This is a genomic window from Actinomadura sp. GC306 (assembly GCF_004348665.1).
In the GTDB taxonomy this organism is placed as follows: domain Bacteria; phylum Actinomycetota; class Actinomycetes; order Streptosporangiales; family Streptosporangiaceae; genus Spirillospora.
In genome coordinates, this window is the sequence record NZ_SMKM01000154.1 from 1 (window position 1) to 15829 (window position 15829).

Genomic DNA, 15829 nt, shown 5'->3' on the forward strand with positions numbered 1-15829 from the left:
GGGCACGGGGGAGGGGACATGCGCGTCGTCGTCGCGCTCGGCGGGAACGCACTGGTCAGACGCGGGGAGACGCCCGACGCCGAGCCGCAGCGCGGCAACGTCGACCGGGCCGTCCGGGCGCTGGTGCCGATCGCCGAGCGGCACGAGCTGATCATCACGCACGGGAACGGGCCGCAGGTCGGGGTGCTGGCGCTGGAGAGCCTCAACGACCCCGGCCTGACCCGCCCGTACCCGCTGGACACCGTCGGCGCCGAGACCCAGGGCATGATCGGGTACTGGATGCTGCAGTCGCTGCAGAACGCGCTGCCCGGCCGCCAGGTGCTGGCGATGGTCACCCAGACGCTGGTGTCGGCGGTGGACCCGGCGTTCGCCGACCCGGCCAAGTTCGTCGGGCAGCTCTACGACCGGGTGGAGGCCGACAAGCTCGCCGCCGAGTACGGCTGGACCGTCCGGCAGGACGGGGACGGCTGGCGCCGTGTGGTCCCGTCCCCGCGGCCGCAGCGGGTCATCGAGACCCGGCTGATCAGGGAGCTGCTCCGGCTCGGGACGATCGTGGTCTGCGCGGGCGGCGGCGGCATCCCGGTCCTGCGCAACGACGTCGGCCTGCTGGAGGGCGTCGAGGCGGTGATCGACAAGGACTACACGGCCGCGCTGCTCGCGGAGAGCATGGACGCGGACGCGCTGCTGATCCTCACCGACGTGCCGCGGGTGGTGCGCGGTTTCGGCACCGGCCGCGAAGAGGAGATCGTCCACACGACCCCGCACGAGCTGCGCGCCGAGCGCTTCCCCGCCGGGTCGATGGGCCCCAAGGTGGAGGCCGCCGCGACCTTCGTCGAGCGGACCGGCGACATGGCCGGGATAGGGCTGCTCGACCAGTGCGCGGAGATCCTCGCCGGAACCGCCGGGACGATCGTGACCCCCGGCGCGGCCTGGCACCCGGCGGGTGCGCCGTGACCGCCGGCACCGCGGGGGCCTCCTCGTTCGCGCGCAGCCTCATCCGGACCAAGCCGGTCGACCGGATCGTCGCCGAGGGCGGGTCCGGCGAGGGCGGCGAGCTGAAGCGCACGCTCGGCCTGCTGCAGCTCACCGCCATCAGCATCGGCGCGACCCTCGGCACCGGCATCTTCGTCGTGCTCGGCGAGGCGGTGCCGCTGGCCGGCCCGGCGGTCATGCTGTCGTTCGTCCTCGCCGCCGTCACCGCGCTGTTCTCGGCCCTGTCGTACGCGGAGCTGGCCGGGACGATCCCGGTGGCCGGGTCGTCGTACTCCTACGCCTACGCCACTCTCGGCGAGCTCGTCGCCTGGGTGTGCGGCTGGTGCCTGCTGCTGGAGTACGCGGTCTCGGTGTCGGCGGTCTCGGTCGGCTGGGGCGCCTACCTCAACGCGTTCTTCGACAGCGCGTTCGGCTTCACGATCCCGGACGCGGTCGCCAGCCCGCCGGGGGAGGGCGGGATCGTCAACATCCCGGCGGTGCTCGTCGTGCTGCTGGCCACGTTCCTGCTGCTGCGCGGCGCGTCGGAGAGCGCCACCGCCAACACGGTCATGGTGGTCCTCAAGATCGCCGTGCTGCTGTTCTTCTGCGCGGTCGCGTTCACCGCGTTCCGGTCGCAGAACCTCTCCTCGTTCGCGCCGATGGGCTGGGCGGGCCTCAGCGCCGCCGGCTCCCGGGTGTTCTTCTCCTACATCGGCTTCGACGCCGCGTCCACCGCCGGCGAGGAGGCCAAGAACCCGCGCCGCGACCTGCCGATGGCGATCATCATCTCGCTCGTCGTGGTGACGGTCATCTACGTCCTGGTCGCCCTGGCCGCGGTCGCGGCGATGCACTGGACGGAGTTCGACATCGCCGGGTCCGAGGCGTCGCTGGCGCGGGTGCTGGACAGCGCGACCGGGCAGACGTGGCCGTCGATCATCCTGTCGCTCGGCGCGGTGATCGCCATCGCCAGCGTCGTGCTCACCGTCATGTACGGGCAGACCCGCATCCTGTTCGCGATGTCGCGGGACGGCCTGATCCCGAGCGTCTTCCAGAAGGTGAGCCCGTCGCGGCGCGTGCCGGTCGCCAACACGATCATCGTGGCGCTGTTCATCTCGATCCTGGCCGCGGTGATCCCGCTCGGCCGGCTGGTGGACGCCACGAGCATCGGGACGCTGTTCGCGTTCGCGCTGGTCAGCGTGGGCGTGATCGTCCTGCGCCGCACCCGGCCGGACCTGCCGCGCGGCTTCCGGGTGCCGTTCTACCCGGTGACGCCGCTGCTCGGCGTCGGGTTCTGCGTGTACCTGATGGTCGGGCTCGGCGGGATCACCTGGACGGTCTTCGGGCTCTGGATCCTCGTCGGCCTGGCCGCCTACTTCCTGTACGGGCGCCGCCGTTCGCGCCTGGCGGCCGGCCCCCGGGGAAGGACGTCGCCGTGAGCGGACCGGACACCATGCGGATCCTCGTCGGCTACTCGCCCGACGACCGGGGCGAGGACGCGCTCGCCCTCGCGGCCCTGGTCGCCAGGGGCGCGGGCGCGCCGCTCGCGGTCGCGCACGTCTACCCGCCCCCGTGGCCCGCCCACGGCCCCGGCAGGGTGGACGCAGAATGGGTCGCCTTCCTGAGGAACCAGGCGGACGAGGCGCTCGACCGCGGGGCCCGGCGGCTCGGCGAGCTGTCGGTGCCGCGGGACGGCATCACCGTGCACGCCCACCCGCACCGGGGCAGCGGCCGCGGGCTCGCCGAGGTCGCCGGGGACATCGGCGCCGGCCTCATCGTGATCGGCTCGGCCCCGCGCGGCCGGCGCGGGCGCATCGCCATCGGCAGCACCGCCGACCAGCTCCTGCACGGCTCGCCCGTCCCGGTGATGCTCGCGCCCCGCGGCTACGCCGGGCACGCGCCCGGCGGGCTGGAGCGGATGACGGTCGCGTACTGGCGCCGCCGCGAGGTCGAGGAGCCGCTGCGCGCCGCCGCCGGGTTCGCCGGGGCCCTCGGCCTGCCGCTGCGCCTGGTCACGCTGGTGCTGCGGCCGCCCGGCCTCGCGGCGCGGTTCCAGGCCGCTCGCGGCATGCTGGAGCGGCAGGTGGCGCAGGCCGACGAGGACCTGCGCGAGGCCGCCGGGTTCCTCGGCGGCGGGACGCCGGTGGAGCGGCTGACGTCCGTCGGGACCGGGATCGACAAGGCCCTCGGCGGCGTCGATATGCTGCCCGGTGAAGTGCTGGCCTGCCATTCCAGCCACGACGCGCCGCTGCGCAAGGTCTTCCTCGGCGAGAGTTCCGGCAAGATCGTGCGGGCCGCGCCGTGCCCGGTGCTGGTCCTGCCGCGCGGCGCGGGCTCCGGCGGGCCCGCCGGGCGGCGGGAACTCCCAGGTTAGGTAAGGCTTACCTGCGTGAGCTACGACATCGGCGTTCCGGTGTCTCCCGGGAAGGAATTACGGCACACTGATGTTGTGAAATACGTGAGCGAGGATCAGACGCATGCCCGGGCCGCCGCCGCGCGGCCTTCCGGCGTGCCGTCCGGCCGCGGTCACTCAGGCTCCGGCGCCGCGCCGGCCGGCCCCTGGACCGAACGCGACACCCGGGCCCGGGTGGCGCGGCTGGTCCTCGAGCACGGGCCCGTGACGGCGTCCGCGCTGGGGGAGCGGGTCGGCCTCACGCCGGCCGCGATCCGCCGGCACCTGGACGCGCTGCTGGCCGAGGGCATGATCGAGGTCCGCAAGGCGCGCACGCCCCAGGCCCGCCGCGGCCGGGGGCGTCCCGCCAAGTGGTTCGCCATCACCGACGCGGGGCGCAGCGCGTTCGTGCACGCCTACGACGACCTGGCGTCCAGCGCGCTGCGGTTCCTCGCCGAGACGGCGGGCGACCACGCGGTCGCCGAGTTCGCCCGGCGCCAGATCGCCGATCTGGAGCGCCGCTACCGGCCCGTCGTGCAGGGCGCCCCGCCCCACCAGCGGGTCCGCACGCTGGCCGAGGCGCTGTCGGGCGACGGCTACGCGGCCGCCGCCGCCAAGGCGCCGCAGCCGGGCGGCGGCGAGCAGCTGTGCCAGCACCACTGCCCGGTCGCGCACGTCGCCGCGGAGTTCCCGCAGCTGTGCGAGGCCGAGACCGAGGCGTTCAGCCGGCTGCTGGGCACGCCGGTCCAGCGGCTGGCCACGATCGCCCACGGCGACGGGATCTGCACCACCCACGTCAGCTCCCGGTCCCTGCCCGGGGCGGGAGAGGTGCAGGGTCCCGCCGCGAGCGTCACCCCTGGCGGGGACGCGGGGGAGCGGTTCCCCGAACGAACACACACAAATAACGAGGAGTCCGGAGGGACGTCCCCATGACTACTGCAGCCCACCCTGAGCTGGAAGGGCTCGACAGGTACAAGTTCGGCTGGGCCGACTCCGACGAGGCCGGCGCGTCGGCCCGCCGCGGCCTGAACGAGGAAGTCGTCCGCGACATCTCGGCCAAGAAGGACGAACCCGGCTGGATGCTCGACCTGCGGCTGAAGGGCCTGCGGCTGTTCGACAAGAAGCCGATGCCCACCTGGGGCTCCGATCTGTCGGACATCGACTTCGACAACATCAAGTACTTCGTGCGCTCCACCGAGCAGCAGGCCACGTCCTGGGAGGAGCTCCCCGAGGACATCAAGAACACCTACGACAAGCTCGGCATCCCGGAGGCGGAGAAGCAGCGCCTCATCGCCGGCGTCGCCGCGCAGTACGAGTCCGAGGTCGTCTACCACAGGATCCGCGAGGACCTTGAGGAGAAGGGCGTCCTGTTCCTGGACACCGACACCGGCCTGCGCGAGCACCCGGAGATCTTCCAGGAGTACTTCGGCTCGGTGATCCCGGTCGGCGACAACAAGTTCGCCGCGTTGAACACCGCCGTGTGGTCAGGCGGCTCGTTCGTCTACGTGCCGCCGGGCGTGCACGTGGAGATCCCGCTGCAGGCGTACTTCCGCATCAACACCGAGAACATGGGGCAGTTCGAGCGGACGCTGATCATCGCGGACGAGGGCTCCTACGTCCACTACGTCGAGGGCTGCACCGCGCCGATCTACAAGTCGGACTCGCTGCACTCCGCGGTCGTGGAGATCATCGTGAAGAAGGACGCCCGCGTCCGCTACACGACGATCCAGAACTGGTCCAACAACGTCTACAACCTGGTGACCAAGCGCGCCGTCGCCTACGAGGGCGCCACCATGGAGTGGGTCGACGGCAACATCGGCTCCAAGGTCACCATGAAGTACCCGGCGGTGTACCTGCTCGGCGAGCACGCCAAGGGCGAGACCCTGTCGATCGCGTTCGCCGGCGAGGACCAGCACCAGGACGCCGGCGCCAAGATGGTGCACGCCGCGCCGAACACCTCCAGCACGATCGTGTCCAAGTCGGTGGCGCGCGGCGGCGGCCGCACGTCCTACCGGGGGCTGGTCCAGGTGCAGGAGGGCGCCGAGCGCAGCAAGTCCACCGTCAAGTGCGACGCGCTGCTCGTCGACCAGATCAGCCGGTCCGACACCTACCCGTACGTCGACGTCCGTGAGGACGACGTGGAGATGGGCCACGAGGCCACCGTCTCCAAGGTGTCCGAGCAGCAGCTGTTCTACCTCATGAGCCGCGGTCTCACCGAGGACGAGGCCATGGCGATGATCGTGCGCGGGTTCGTCGAGCCCATCGCGCGCGAGCTGCCGATGGAGTACGCCCTCGAACTGAACCGCCTCATCGAACTGCAGATGGAAGGAGCCGTGGGTTGATGGGCCTGGAGACCCGGTCCGACCAGCGGCCGCTCTCGACGCTGCACGACAGGTCGTCCTACGACCTGGGCGACTTCGAGGTGCCGACGGGCCGCGAGGAGGAGTGGCGGTTCACCCCGCTGCGCCGCCTCCGCGGCCTGCACAACGGCACCGCCGAGCCGCACGGCAAGGTCCTGGTCGAGGTCGAGGCGGCGCCGGAGGTGACGGTCGAGACCGTCGGCCGCGACGACGCCCGGCTCGGCCGCGCGTACGTGCCCGCCGACCGCGTCAGCGCGCAGGCGTGGAACTCGTTCACGCACGCCACCGTCGTCACCGTGCCGAAGGAGACGGTCGCCTCCGCGCCGACCGTGCTGCGGGTGCGCGGCGAGGACGCCTCCTCGGCCGCCTACGGCCACACCACGGTCGTGGTGGAGCCGTTCGCCGAGGCCACCGTCGTGCTCGCGCACCGCGGGTCGGCGACCTACGCCGACAACGTCGAGTTCGTCGTCGGCGACGGCGCCCGCCTCTCGGTGATCAGCCTGCAGGACTGGGCCGCCGACGGCGTGCACGTGTCGCACCAGCACGCGAAGCTGGGCCGCGACGCGCGGTTCGTCTCGCACAACATCTCGCTCGGCGGCGACCTCGTGCGCATCTCCCCGTCGGTGGCCTACGACGGGCCCGGCGGCGACGCCGAGCTGTACGGGGTGTACTTCGTCGACGGCGGCCAGCACCTGGAGCACCGCCTCCTGGTCGACCACGCCGTCCCGCACTGCCGCAGCCGCGTCGACTACCGCGGCGCGCTGCAGGACCGGGACGCGCACGCCGTCTGGATCGGCGACGTGATCATCCGCGCGGAGGCGGAGGGCACCGACACCTACGAGCTGAACCGCAACCTCGTCCTCACCGACGGGACGCGGGTCGACTCCGTCCCGAACCTGGAGATCCTCACCGGCGAGGTCGCCGGCGCGGGGCACGCCTCCGCGTCCGGCCGGCTGGACGACGAGCACCTGTTCTACCTGCAGGCGCGCGGGATCCCGTTCGACGAGGCGCGCCGCATGGTCGTCCGGGGCTTCCTCGGGCAGCTGATCGAGCGCATCGAGGTCGCGGAGGTCCGCGACAAGGTCGTCCAGGCGATCGAGGAGGAGCTCGACCGGGGAGCGGCCGGATGACGTACGTGAAGGTGTGCGCGCTGGGCGACGTGCCGGACGGCGGGGCGATCGCCGTCGAGGTGGACGACACGCCCGTCGCCGTCGCGCGCACCGGCGACGAGGTGTACGCCGTCAACGACATCTGCTCCCACGCCGAGGTCTCGCTCTCCGAGGGCGAGGTCTACGACGGCACCATCGAGTGCTGGCTGCACGGGTCCTGCTTCGACCTGCGCAGCGGCAAGCCCACCAACCCGCCGGCCACGCAGCCGGTCGCCACATACCAGGTCAAGGTCGAGGACGGCGACGTCTACGTGTCGCTCGCCGCCGGAGACTAGGCCCCACGACGAAGGAACCACGAGCACTTATGGCCACGCTAGAGATCCGCGACCTCCACGTCTCCGTCGGCGAGGGCGCCGGCGGCGCGACGGAGATCCTGCGCGGGGTCGACCTGACCGTGAAGGCCGGGGAGACCCACGCGATCATGGGGCCGAACGGCTCCGGCAAGTCCACCCTGGCGTACGCGATCGCCGGGCACCCGAAGTACGAGGTGACGTCCGGGTCCGTCACGCTCGACGGCGAGGACGTCCTCGCCATGTCGGTCGACGAGCGGGCCCGCGCCGGGCTGTTCCTCGCGATGCAGTACCCGGTCGAGGTGCCGGGCGTGTCGGTGTCGAACTTCCTGCGCTCGGCCGTCACCGCCGTCCGCGGCGAGGCGCCGAAGCTGCGCGAGTTCTCCAAGGAGATGAAGCAGGCGATGGACGCGCTCGCCATCGACCCCGCGTTCGCGCAGCGCAGCCTGAACGAGGGCTTCTCCGGCGGTGAGAAGAAGCGGCACGAGATCCTGCAGCTGGAGATGCTCAAGCCGAAGGTCGCCATCCTGGACGAGACCGACTCGGGCCTCGACGTCGACGCCCTCAAGGTCGTCTCAGAGGGCATCACCCGGTTCGCGTCCGGCGACACCGGCGTCCTGCTCATCACGCACTACACGCGCATCCTGCGGTACGTGAAGCCGGACTTCGTGCACGTCTTCTCCGCCGGCCGCCTCGTCGCCGAGGGCGGGCCCGAGCTGGCCGACGAGCTGGAGGAAGAGGGCTACGAGAAGTACACCAAGGCGGGCGCGGCCCTATGACACCGAGCGGAGCGCCCCAGGGGGCGCCGGCGGAGGCCGCGCCGCGGGTGAGCGCGGCCCTGCTGCCGGAGGAGCTGAAGAAGGACTTCCCGCTCCTGCAGCGCACGGTGCGCGGCGGGCGCCCGCTGGTGTACCTCGACTCGGGCGCGACGTCGCAGAAGCCCCTGCGGGTGCTGGACGCCGAGCGGGAGTTCTACGAGCGGCACAACGCGGCGCCGCACCGGGGCGCGCACCTGCTGGCCGAGGAGGCGACCGAGGCGTACGAGCAGGCCCGCGCGTCGATCGCCCGGTTCGTCGGCGCGACGCCCGGTGAGATCGTGTTCACCAAGAACGCCACCGAGGGCATCAACCTCGTCGCGTACGCGATGAGCAACGCCGTGACCGCGGGCCCGGAGGCGGCGCGGTTCGCGGTCGGCCCCGGCGACGAGATCGTGGTGTCGGAGATGGAGCACCACGCCAACCTCGTCCCGTGGCAGCAGCTCTGCCGGCGGACCGGGGCGACGCTGCGCTGGTTCGGCATCACCGACGAGGGCCGGCTCGACCTGGCCGACCTGGACGGCCTCGTCAACGAGCGCACGAAGATCGTCGCGGTGACGCACCAGTCGAACGTGCTGGGCACCGTCCCGCCGATCGACCTGATCGTGGAGCGCGCCCACGCGGTGGGGGCGCTCGTGCTGCTGGACGCCGCGCAGTCCGTGCCGCACCAGCCCGTGGACGTGGCCGCGCTGGGCGCCGACTTCCTGGTGTTCTCCGGCCACAAGATGCTCGGCCCGACCGGCATCGGCGTCCTGTGGGGCCGGTCGGAGCTGCTGGAGGCGATGCCGCCGTTCATCACCGGCGGCTCGATGATCGAGGTCGTCCGGCTGGAGGAGTCGACGTTCATGCCGCCGCCGCAGCGGTTCGAGGCGGGGGTTCCGATGACCGCGCAGGCGATCGGCCTCGGCGCGGCGTGCGAGTACCTCGCCGAGATCGGCATGGACCGCGTGCACGCGCACGAGGAGGCGCTGGTCGCCTACTCGCTGGAGCGGCTCACCGAGATCCCCGGCGTCCGGGTCATCGGGCCCGGCACCACCGAGGCCCGCGGCGGCGCCGTGTCGTTCACCGTCGAGGACATCCACCCGCACGACGTGGGGCAGGTCCTCGACGACCTGGGCGTCGAGGTCCGCGTCGGCCACCACTGCGCGTGGCCGATCTGCCGCCGCTTCGGCATCCCGGCGACGACCCGCGCGACGTTCTACCTCTACAACACCCTCGCCGACGTGGACGCCCTCGCCGACGGGGTGCGGCAGGCCCAGAAGTTCTTCGGCACCTCATGACCCCGGGGGCCGTGTGAGGCGCCCCTGGCAGGACCGCGGAACACCCTGGGCCGGGGCCCGGTTGTAGTGACAAAGGCTTGAAAGGACGCCATGCAGCTGGAGGCGATGTACCAGGAGGTCATCCTGGACCATTACCGCAACCCCCAGCACAAGGGGTTGCGGGACCCGTTCGAGGGGGAGGCGCACCACGTCAACCCGACGTGCGGTGACGAGGTGACGTTGCGCGTCCACCTGTCCGGCGACGGCCGGGACGCCACGGTCGCCGACGTCTCCTACGACGCCATGGGCTGCTCGATCAGCCAGGCCAGCGCCTCGGTGATGGCCGAGCTGCTGATCGGGAAGTCCGTCAAGGAGGCCATGGCGGTCGGTGAGGAGTTCCTGGCGCTGATGCAGTCGCGCGGCCGGGACGCCGACTTCGACGAGGACGTCCTGGAGGACGCCATCGCCTTCGCCGGGGTCTCCAAGTACCCCGCCAGGATCAAATGCGCCCTGCTCGCCTGGATGGCGTGGAAGGACGCGACCGCCCGCGCACTCGGAGAGGCATCATGACCGACTCACCCACCACGGACTCGCCAACCACGGGCTCCACCACGGGCACCGTGCCCGAGGAGGAGATCCTGGAGGCCCTGAAGGACGTCGTCGACCCGGAGCTCGGCATCAACGTCGTCGACCTCGGCCTCGTGTACGGCGTGAACCTCGACGACGAGGTCGCCACGCTGGACATGACGCTGACCAGCGCCGCGTGCCCGCTCACCGACGTGATCGAGGACCAGACGCACAGCGCGCTGGAGGGCCTGGTCCAGGACGTCAAGATCAACTGGGTGTGGCTCCCGCCGTGGGGCCCCGACAAGATCACCGACGACGGCCGCGACCAGCTCCGCGCCCTCGGCTTCAACATCTGATCCGCATCACCCGCCGCGCGCGTCCGGCGCGGATCGGCGGCGGAAAGGGGCCGCACCCCGGTTCGGGGCGCGGCCCCTTCGCCTGCGCGCCTACTTCCGCGCGGCGTGCTCCGCGGGCGGCGGGGACGCCGCGGCCGGCTCCTTGGGCTTCGCCGGCCAGAAGGTGTGGCTGATGGGCCAGATCGACCAGATCGCCAGCACCGTGCCGAGGCGGCCGAGCCAGGCGAGGAGGGCCGCAGTGCGGTCGGGGTCGCCGACCAGGACGATCATCGCCAGCAGGAGCCCGCAGGCGATGGCGGTGGCGAGGGCCGCCTTGCCGAACTCCCGCCATTCGTAGCGGGTGCGCGCCCGGCCGTACTTCGGCCTCCCGCGCGGCGGCGGGCCGCCGGCGAAGCGGTGCGCGAACCGCTCGTCCGCCCAGCGCACCATGCTGTGGCCGAACGCGACCGAGTAGCCGAGGTAGGCGGCGGCCAGGCCGTGCCCGGTGCCGGCGGTCGCGCCGCCGCGCAGGTCGAGCACCGTGGCGGCGAGCAGGACGAGGTCGATGAGCGGGACGCACAGCAGGAGCGCCGCGCCGGTCCGCCGCAGCCGCAGCGGGTAGCGGGCGAGGAGCCCGGCGCCGAGCACCACCCAGAAGCCGATCTCGCAGGCGACGATTATCGCGATGAGCACGTGGTGTCCTTTCGGCTCACTCCAGGATCGCGCGGTGCCGCAGCGGCGGCGTCGTCCGGTGTGAGGTTTCGCGGGTCGTCCGAAGGAAGTACAGGGCCGTCCTCTCCCGGGGGGAGCGCGGACCCCCGCGGGGATGCTGAGATGTAACCGTGGACACGGTCCGACGCCTCACGACCCGCCAGGATGCGCTCATCGCCGCGGCCGCCCTGGCGGGCGGGCTGCTGATGCTCGCCGTGCGCGGCTACACGGTGTGGTCGCCCGAGTCGTGGAACCCCTCGGTGTGGGTGCGTCTCGTCCCGCTGCTCGGGCTGTGCTCGACGATGCTGCTGCGGCGGACCGCGCCGCTGGCGGGGCTGGCCCTGGCGACCCCGTTCAACTTCGCCGACGTGGTCATCGGCCCGAGCATCGCCACCGCGATGATCTACGGGGACGCGCTGTACGCGGCGGGCCTGTACGGGCGGCGCCGGACGGCGGAGTGGCTGCTCGGGACGACCGTCCTGGCGTCGCTGGCGGTGACGGCGGGCCTCTGGATCGCGCTGGGCCGGTTCGGCAACGGCGTCGTGGGCGGCGCGGTCGCCGGCCTGGTGTGGGTGGGCCCGGTGCTGACCGCGATGGCGGTCCGGGAGCACCGCTTCCGGGCGGAGTCGGAGCGCCAGCGCGCCGAGCAGGTGGCGCGGCTGGCCGAGATGGACCGGCTCGCCGCCGTGAACGCCGAGCGTGCCAGGATGGCCCGGGAGCTGCACGACGTGGTCGCCAACCACCTGAGCGCCGTGGCGCTGCACTCCTCGGCCGTGCTGAAGGTGCGCGACCTCGACCCGGCGGAGGTCGCACGGGCCATGGAGGTCATCCGGGACAACAGCGTGCGGGGCCTCGCCGAGATGCGCCGCATGATCGGGCTGCTGCGGCAGGGCAACGGCGCGGACCCCGCGGCGCGGCCCCGGCTGACGGAGCTGGAGCCGCTGGTGCGGCACACGGCGCGGTCGGACCTGGCGGCGGAGCTGGAGATCGCCGGGGAGCCGGCCGAGCTGCCCGCCGCGGTCGAGCTGGCCGCCTACCGCATCGTCCAGGAGTCGCTGACGAACGCGCTGAAGCACGCCGGGCCGGGCCGCGCGGACGTCCGCGTGGAGTACGGGCGGCGCAGCGTGGTGATCGACGTGGTGAGCCCGCTCGGGCGCGACGCGCCGCGGCTGCCGGGCACGGGCAGCGGGCTGGTCGGGATGCGCGAGCGCGCGGCGATGCTCGCCGGGCGGTTCGAGGCGGGGCCGGACGGCGACCGGTGGCGGGTGCACGCCGAGCTGCCGGTCGACCTGCACGCCGCGGAGCGGACGTCATGATCGAGGTGCTGGTCGCCGACGACCAGGCGGCGGTGCGGGCGGGCCTGGTGCTGATCCTCGGCGCGGCCCCGGGCGTCCGGGTGGCCGGGGAGGCGGCCGACGGGGCGGAGGCGGTGGCGATGGCCCGCGAGCTGCGCCCGGACGTGGTGCTGATGGACGTCCGCATGCCCCGGCTGGACGGCATCGCCGCGACCCGGGAGATCGCGGGCTTCACCGACGTGCTGGTGCTGACGACCTTCGACATGGACGAGTACGTGTTCGGCGCGCTGCGGGCGGGCGCCGCCGGGTTCCTGCTCAAGGACGTCGACGCCGACCACCTGGTGGAGGCGGTGCGGACCGTCGCGGCGGGGGAGGGGATCATCGCGCCGCGGGTCACCCGGCGGCTGATCGGCGCCTTCGCGGCCCGGCCGGCGTCCCCGGCGGAGCCGCCCGGCCTGGCCGACCTCACGCCGCGCGAGCGGGAGGTGTTCGCCTGCCTCGGCGAGGGCCTGTCGAACGGGCAGATCGCGGACCGGTTGAACATGGCCGAGACGACGACCAAGACGCACGTCAGCCGCATCCTCGGCAAACTCGGGCTCACCAGCCGCGTCCAGGCCGCCATCCTCGCCCAGGAGACGGCCCAGACCGGCGTCACGGGGGCCGGGTCGCCCCGGGAGGACCCCTGAGGCCGTCCGGCGCCGCAGGGACGATCTCAGCGGGACAGGCCGGCGGCGCCGCCGCCCGGCCGGACGGCGCCGGGGCCGCCGTCCGCCCACCGGGACGGCGGGGGAAACGCGCGGCTCACAGGCCCCGGCCGCCGGCGAGGGCGGACAGCAGGTAGGTGACGCCCGCGAGGGCGGCGAGCCAGGCGTAGGCCGTGATATCGGCGCCGCGCAGCGCCTGGACGATCAGGGCGCCCACGACCGCGACGGTCAGCACGTCCCCGGTCATCGCGGCGGCCCGCAGATGGGCGCGGGCCCGGGTGCCGGACCCGAAGCCCTCGCTGAGCGGCAGCGCGGGCTCGTTGCGCCGGTAGGCGAGGTAGGCCGCGTAGCCGGCGAGGGCGGCGAGCGCGACGAGGGCCGTCCCGGACCGCCCGTCGGCGGCGAGCACGGCCCCGACCACCACTCCGGCGCTCAGCACGAGCCCGGGTACGGCCCACCGGCCGAGACTGCGGCGTTCGGGAGCGATCCACATGGTGCTCATCCTCTCCGATCCGAGGGCGAGGCGTCCGCCAACGCGCCGGGCCTGTATCTTCTCGCTTCGTGGCGCAGTTTCGGATGAACGGCTCGAAGATGCTCGCCGTCGACCTCGCGGGCGAGACCATCAGGGCGCTGAACGGGTCCATGGTCGCCTACGAGGGCGAGATGGCGTTCAAGCGGCAGGGCATGACCGGCGGCGAGGGCCTGCGCGGCGCCCTCAAGCGCAGGATCGCCGGCGAGGGCATGACCCTCATGGAGGTCACCGGGCAGGGCACGGTCCACCTGGCGCACGAGGCGGCCGAGGTGACGCTCGTCCAGCTCACCGGCGACACGCTGTTCGTGGAGTCGGAGAGCCTGCTGGCCCTTGAGGGGACCCTGCAGACCGGGGTCCACTTCGTCGGGCTGCGCGGGATGGGGACCGGCCAGGGCCTCGCCACGACCAAGGTCGACGGGCACGGCACGGTCGCGATCCTGTCCGACGGCCCGGCGATCGCGCTGGAGGTGAATCCGCAGACGCCGCTGTGCGTCGACCCGCACGCCTACGTCTGCCACCACGGGCAGCTCCAGCAGGACGTGGTCACCGACGTCAACTGGCGCACGGTGCTCGGCCAGGGGTCGGGGGAGAGCGTGCAGTTCCGGTACTCGGGACATGGGCTGGTGTACGTCCAGCCCGCCGAACGCGGCGGGATTCTGGAGATCTGATGCCGACGGAGTCGGCTCGGGGGGCGTGGGGGGTCGTCCCCCCTCGGGAGGTGAAGATGCCGACGGAGTCGGCTGGCGGGGCGTGGGGGGTCGTCCCCCCTCGGGAGGTATAGATGCCGGGCTATCAAGCGATCAACTCGAAGATGCTCCAGGTGCCGATCGGGCCGGGCCAGGAGGTCTACAGCAAGCGCGGCGCCATGCTCGGCTACACGGGGGCGGTGTCGTTCACCCCGACCGCGACCGCCGGGCAGGGCATCGGCGGCACGATCGGGCGCGCCGTCGCCGGCGAGCGCTCCGCGATGATGCACGTCACCGGCCAGGGCAGCGTCCTGTTCGGGCACGGCGGGCTGGAGGTCACCGTCGTCGACCTGAACGGTGCCGACACCCTCTACGCCGAGGCCGACCGGCTCCTGGTGCACGACGCGTCCCTCCAGGTGGGGACGATGTTCATGGGCGAGCAGGGCGGCGTGCGGGGCATGGTCCGGGGCGCGGTCACCGGGCAGGGCCTGTTCACCACGACGCTCATGGGCCACGGCTCCTGCGCGCTGCTGTCGCACGGCGGTGTGATGGAGATGCCGATCCACCCGCAGCGTCCCGTGCACGTCGACCCGCAGGCGTACGTCGCGCACCGCGGCCAGGTGGAGAACAGGCTCACCACGGCGGTCGGGCTGCGCGACATGATCGGGCGGGGCTCCGGCGAGGGCTTCCAGCTCCAGCTGAGCGGTACGGGCGTCGTCTACGTCCAGGCCAGTGAGAGGAAGATCTGACCCGTGGACATGTTCGGCACGCAGACGTGGAACGCCGGGACGCTCCCGGCCAACGACAACGTCAACCCCTACGCCTTCAGCGTCGACCTCAACGGGCAGTGGTTCGCGCAGAAGGGCAAGATGATCGCCTACTACGGGCAGATCAGGTTCGAGGCGCTGTCCGCCGGGCCGCTTGACTCCCTCGTCGCGCACACCTTCAACTCCCCGCTGTACGCGCAGGACTGGATCGTCGCGCAGGGGCAGGGCAAGCTGCTCCTCGCCGACCGCGGCCTCGACGTCAACTCCTTCGACCTCGACGACGGCAACCTCACCGTCCGGGCCGGTAACCTCCTCGCCTTCGAGCCGGGCCTGGAGCTCAAGCAGTCGATCATCCCCGGGTTCCTGACGCTGATCGGCACGGGGCGGTTCGTCGCCGCCTCCAACGGCCCCGTCCACTTCGTGGAGCCGCCCATCAGGGTCGACCCGCAGGCGCTGCTCGGCTGGGCCGACTGCCCCTCGCCGTGCCACCACTACGACCACGGCTACATGCGCGGCGCGTTCGGCGCCGCGCGGATGGCGTTCGGCATCGGCGGGCGGTCCGGTGAGGAGCACCAGTTCGACTTCACCGGCGCCGGCACCGTGCTGATGCAGTCGTCGGAGGTCGTGATGAACGAGGACGTCCTGCTGCGCGACCTCGAAGGGCAGATCGGGCTGGTCGGCACGTCCGGGCTGCAGCGGCTCCACCAGACGATCTCCCAGCGGCTCGCCGCCGAGCGCCAGAGCTGACCCGGGGACGCCCCGCCCCGGTCACGTGCCGGCTTCCGGTGCGGGCGTCATCACGTTGAACGGCACCCCGAACGGGTCGCGGACGGCGGCGAACCGGCCGTACGGGCTGTCCGCCGGCTCCGCGTCGACCGTGCCGCCGCCGTCGCGGACCGCGCGGACCGCGGCGTCGGCGTCCTCGACCGCGAACGTCGTCGTCCAGGACGAAACCGGCTCGCCGCCGCCCCCGAGGAC

At 72.8% G+C, this 15829-nt stretch carries 19 protein-coding genes; 16 read left to right on the plus strand and 3 right to left on the minus strand.

All coding sequences use genetic code 11. The features are described from left to right. The 11 genes from E1200_RS20725 to E1200_RS20775 all read left to right on the plus strand — a co-directional run. Positions 1-954 (plus strand): carbamate kinase (locus E1200_RS20725; RefSeq protein WP_243708722.1); only part of this gene is annotated, 954 nt, incomplete at its 5' end. Next, entirely contained in the window at positions 951-2408 is a 1458-nt protein-coding gene (locus E1200_RS20730) for an amino acid permease (protein ID WP_207933460.1), read from the plus strand. The genes E1200_RS20725 and E1200_RS20730, both read left to right, overlap by 4 nt. Continuing rightward, entirely contained in the window at positions 2405-3343 is a 939-nt protein-coding gene (locus E1200_RS20735) for a universal stress protein (RefSeq protein WP_243708723.1), read from the plus strand. The genes E1200_RS20730 and E1200_RS20735 overlap by 4 nt, the downstream gene beginning before the upstream one ends. Positions 3344-3556: 213 nt before the next feature. After that, entirely contained in the window at positions 3557-4294 is a 738-nt protein-coding gene (locus E1200_RS20740; RefSeq protein WP_243708726.1) for a metalloregulator ArsR/SmtB family transcription factor, read from the plus strand. Continuing rightward, positions 4291-5703, plus strand: coding sequence for a Fe-S cluster assembly protein SufB (sufB, locus tag E1200_RS20745; RefSeq protein WP_131953713.1), 1413 nt, complete (start codon positions 4291-4293; stop codon positions 5701-5703). The genes E1200_RS20740 and sufB overlap by 4 nt, the downstream gene beginning before the upstream one ends. Next, positions 5703-6851: a Fe-S cluster assembly protein SufD gene (gene sufD / locus E1200_RS20750; protein ID WP_131953714.1), complete on the plus strand. Its 1149-nt coding sequence runs from the start codon at positions 5703-5705 to the stop codon at positions 6849-6851. The genes sufB and sufD overlap by 1 nt, the downstream gene beginning before the upstream one ends. Then, positions 6848-7165, plus strand: a complete 318-nt coding sequence (locus tag E1200_RS20755; protein WP_131953715.1) for a bifunctional 3-phenylpropionate/cinnamic acid dioxygenase ferredoxin subunit — start codon at positions 6848-6850, stop codon at positions 7163-7165. Before sufD ends, E1200_RS20755 begins: the two co-directional genes overlap by 4 nt. 29 nt (positions 7166-7194) lie before the next feature. Continuing rightward, positions 7195-7959, plus strand: coding sequence for a Fe-S cluster assembly ATPase SufC (sufC, locus tag E1200_RS20760; protein ID WP_131953716.1), 765 nt, complete (start codon positions 7195-7197; stop codon positions 7957-7959). Next, positions 7956-9275 carry a cysteine desulfurase gene (locus E1200_RS20765; RefSeq protein WP_131953717.1) on the plus strand — a complete coding sequence of 440 codons (1320 nt, stop codon included), beginning with the start codon at positions 7956-7958 and terminating at the stop codon, positions 9273-9275. The genes sufC and E1200_RS20765 overlap by 4 nt, the downstream gene beginning before the upstream one ends. Before the next feature lie 90 nt (positions 9276-9365). Further along, positions 9366-9824, plus strand: a complete 459-nt coding sequence (gene sufU / locus E1200_RS20770) for a Fe-S cluster assembly sulfur transfer protein SufU (RefSeq protein WP_131953718.1) — start codon at positions 9366-9368, stop codon at positions 9822-9824. Continuing rightward, positions 9821-10177, plus strand: a complete 357-nt coding sequence (locus tag E1200_RS20775) for a metal-sulfur cluster assembly factor (RefSeq protein ID WP_131953719.1) — start codon at positions 9821-9823, stop codon at positions 10175-10177. Before sufU ends, E1200_RS20775 begins: the two co-directional genes overlap by 4 nt. A 90-nt stretch (positions 10178-10267) precedes the next feature. Here E1200_RS20775 and E1200_RS20780 read toward each other — a convergent pair whose 3' ends face one another. Next, positions 10268-10849, minus strand: coding sequence for a hypothetical protein (locus tag E1200_RS20780; protein ID WP_131953720.1), 582 nt, complete (start codon positions 10847-10849; stop codon positions 10268-10270). A 149-nt stretch (positions 10850-10998) separates the two neighbouring features. On the opposite strand from E1200_RS20780, the gene E1200_RS20785 reads away from it, so the two are divergent. Then, on the plus strand, positions 10999-12183 hold the full coding sequence (locus E1200_RS20785; protein WP_243708724.1) for a histidine kinase: 1185 nt from the start codon (positions 10999-11001) through the stop codon (positions 12181-12183). After that, positions 12180-12848 (plus strand): response regulator transcription factor, encoded by a 669-nt coding sequence (locus E1200_RS20790; RefSeq protein ID WP_131953721.1) that lies wholly within the window; start codon positions 12180-12182, stop codon positions 12846-12848. Before E1200_RS20785 ends, E1200_RS20790 begins: the two co-directional genes overlap by 4 nt. Positions 12849-12963: 115 nt before the next feature. Here E1200_RS20790 and E1200_RS20795 read toward each other — a convergent pair whose 3' ends face one another. Further along, on the minus strand, positions 12964-13359 hold the full coding sequence (locus tag E1200_RS20795; RefSeq protein WP_131953722.1) for an ABC transporter permease: 396 nt from the start codon (positions 13357-13359) through the stop codon (positions 12964-12966). Positions 13360-13427: 68 nt separating this feature from the next. On the opposite strand from E1200_RS20795, the gene E1200_RS20800 reads away from it, so the two are divergent. The 3 genes from E1200_RS20800 (at position 13428) to E1200_RS20810 (ending at position 15598) form a co-directional block, all read left to right on the plus strand. Then, positions 13428-14066 carry an AIM24 family protein gene (locus E1200_RS20800; protein WP_243708725.1) on the plus strand — a complete coding sequence of 213 codons (639 nt, stop codon included), beginning with the start codon at positions 13428-13430 and terminating at the stop codon, positions 14064-14066. Between the two features lie 113 nt (positions 14067-14179). Beyond that, complete coding sequence (locus tag E1200_RS20805; protein ID WP_131953723.1) at positions 14180-14833, plus strand: AIM24 family protein; 654 nt, start codon at positions 14180-14182, stop codon at positions 14831-14833. Positions 14834-14842: 9 nt separating this feature from the next. Continuing rightward, a complete protein-coding gene (locus E1200_RS20810) occupies positions 14843-15598 on the plus strand; it encodes an AIM24 family protein (RefSeq protein WP_131953729.1) in 756 nt (251 codons plus the stop codon). Positions 15599-15619: 21 nt separating this feature from the next. On the opposite strand, the gene E1200_RS20815 is transcribed toward E1200_RS20810, so the two are convergent. Beyond that, positions 15620-15829 (minus strand): VOC family protein (locus tag E1200_RS20815; RefSeq protein WP_207933462.1); only part of this gene is annotated, 210 nt, incomplete at its 5' end.

Excerpts from the sequence above, each read along its gene's own strand:
- sufB (WP_131953713.1), top strand. The coding sequence starts at position 4,291 with ATGACTACTGCAGCCCACCCTGAGCTGGAAGGGCTCGACAGGTACAAG.
- sufD (WP_131953714.1), top strand. The coding sequence starts at position 5,703 with ATGGGCCTGGAGACCCGGTCCGACCAGCGGCCGCTCTCGACGCTGCAC.
- E1200_RS20755 (WP_131953715.1), top strand. The coding sequence starts at position 6,848 with ATGACGTACGTGAAGGTGTGCGCGCTGGGCGACGTGCCGGACGGCGGG.
- sufC (WP_131953716.1), top strand. The coding sequence starts at position 7,195 with ATGGCCACGCTAGAGATCCGCGACCTCCACGTCTCCGTCGGCGAGGGC.
- E1200_RS20765 (WP_131953717.1), top strand. The coding sequence starts at position 7,956 with ATGACACCGAGCGGAGCGCCCCAGGGGGCGCCGGCGGAGGCCGCGCCG.
- sufU (WP_131953718.1), top strand. The coding sequence starts at position 9,366 with ATGCAGCTGGAGGCGATGTACCAGGAGGTCATCCTGGACCATTACCGC.
- E1200_RS20775 (WP_131953719.1), top strand. The coding sequence starts at position 9,821 with ATGACCGACTCACCCACCACGGACTCGCCAACCACGGGCTCCACCACG.
- E1200_RS20790 (WP_131953721.1), top strand. The coding sequence starts at position 12,180 with ATGATCGAGGTGCTGGTCGCCGACGACCAGGCGGCGGTGCGGGCGGGC.
- E1200_RS20795 (WP_131953722.1), bottom strand. The coding sequence starts at position 13,359 with ATGTGGATCGCTCCCGAACGCCGCAGTCTCGGCCGGTGGGCCGTACCC.
- E1200_RS20805 (WP_131953723.1), top strand. The coding sequence starts at position 14,180 with ATGCCGGGCTATCAAGCGATCAACTCGAAGATGCTCCAGGTGCCGATC.
- E1200_RS20810 (WP_131953729.1), top strand. The coding sequence starts at position 14,843 with ATGTTCGGCACGCAGACGTGGAACGCCGGGACGCTCCCGGCCAACGAC.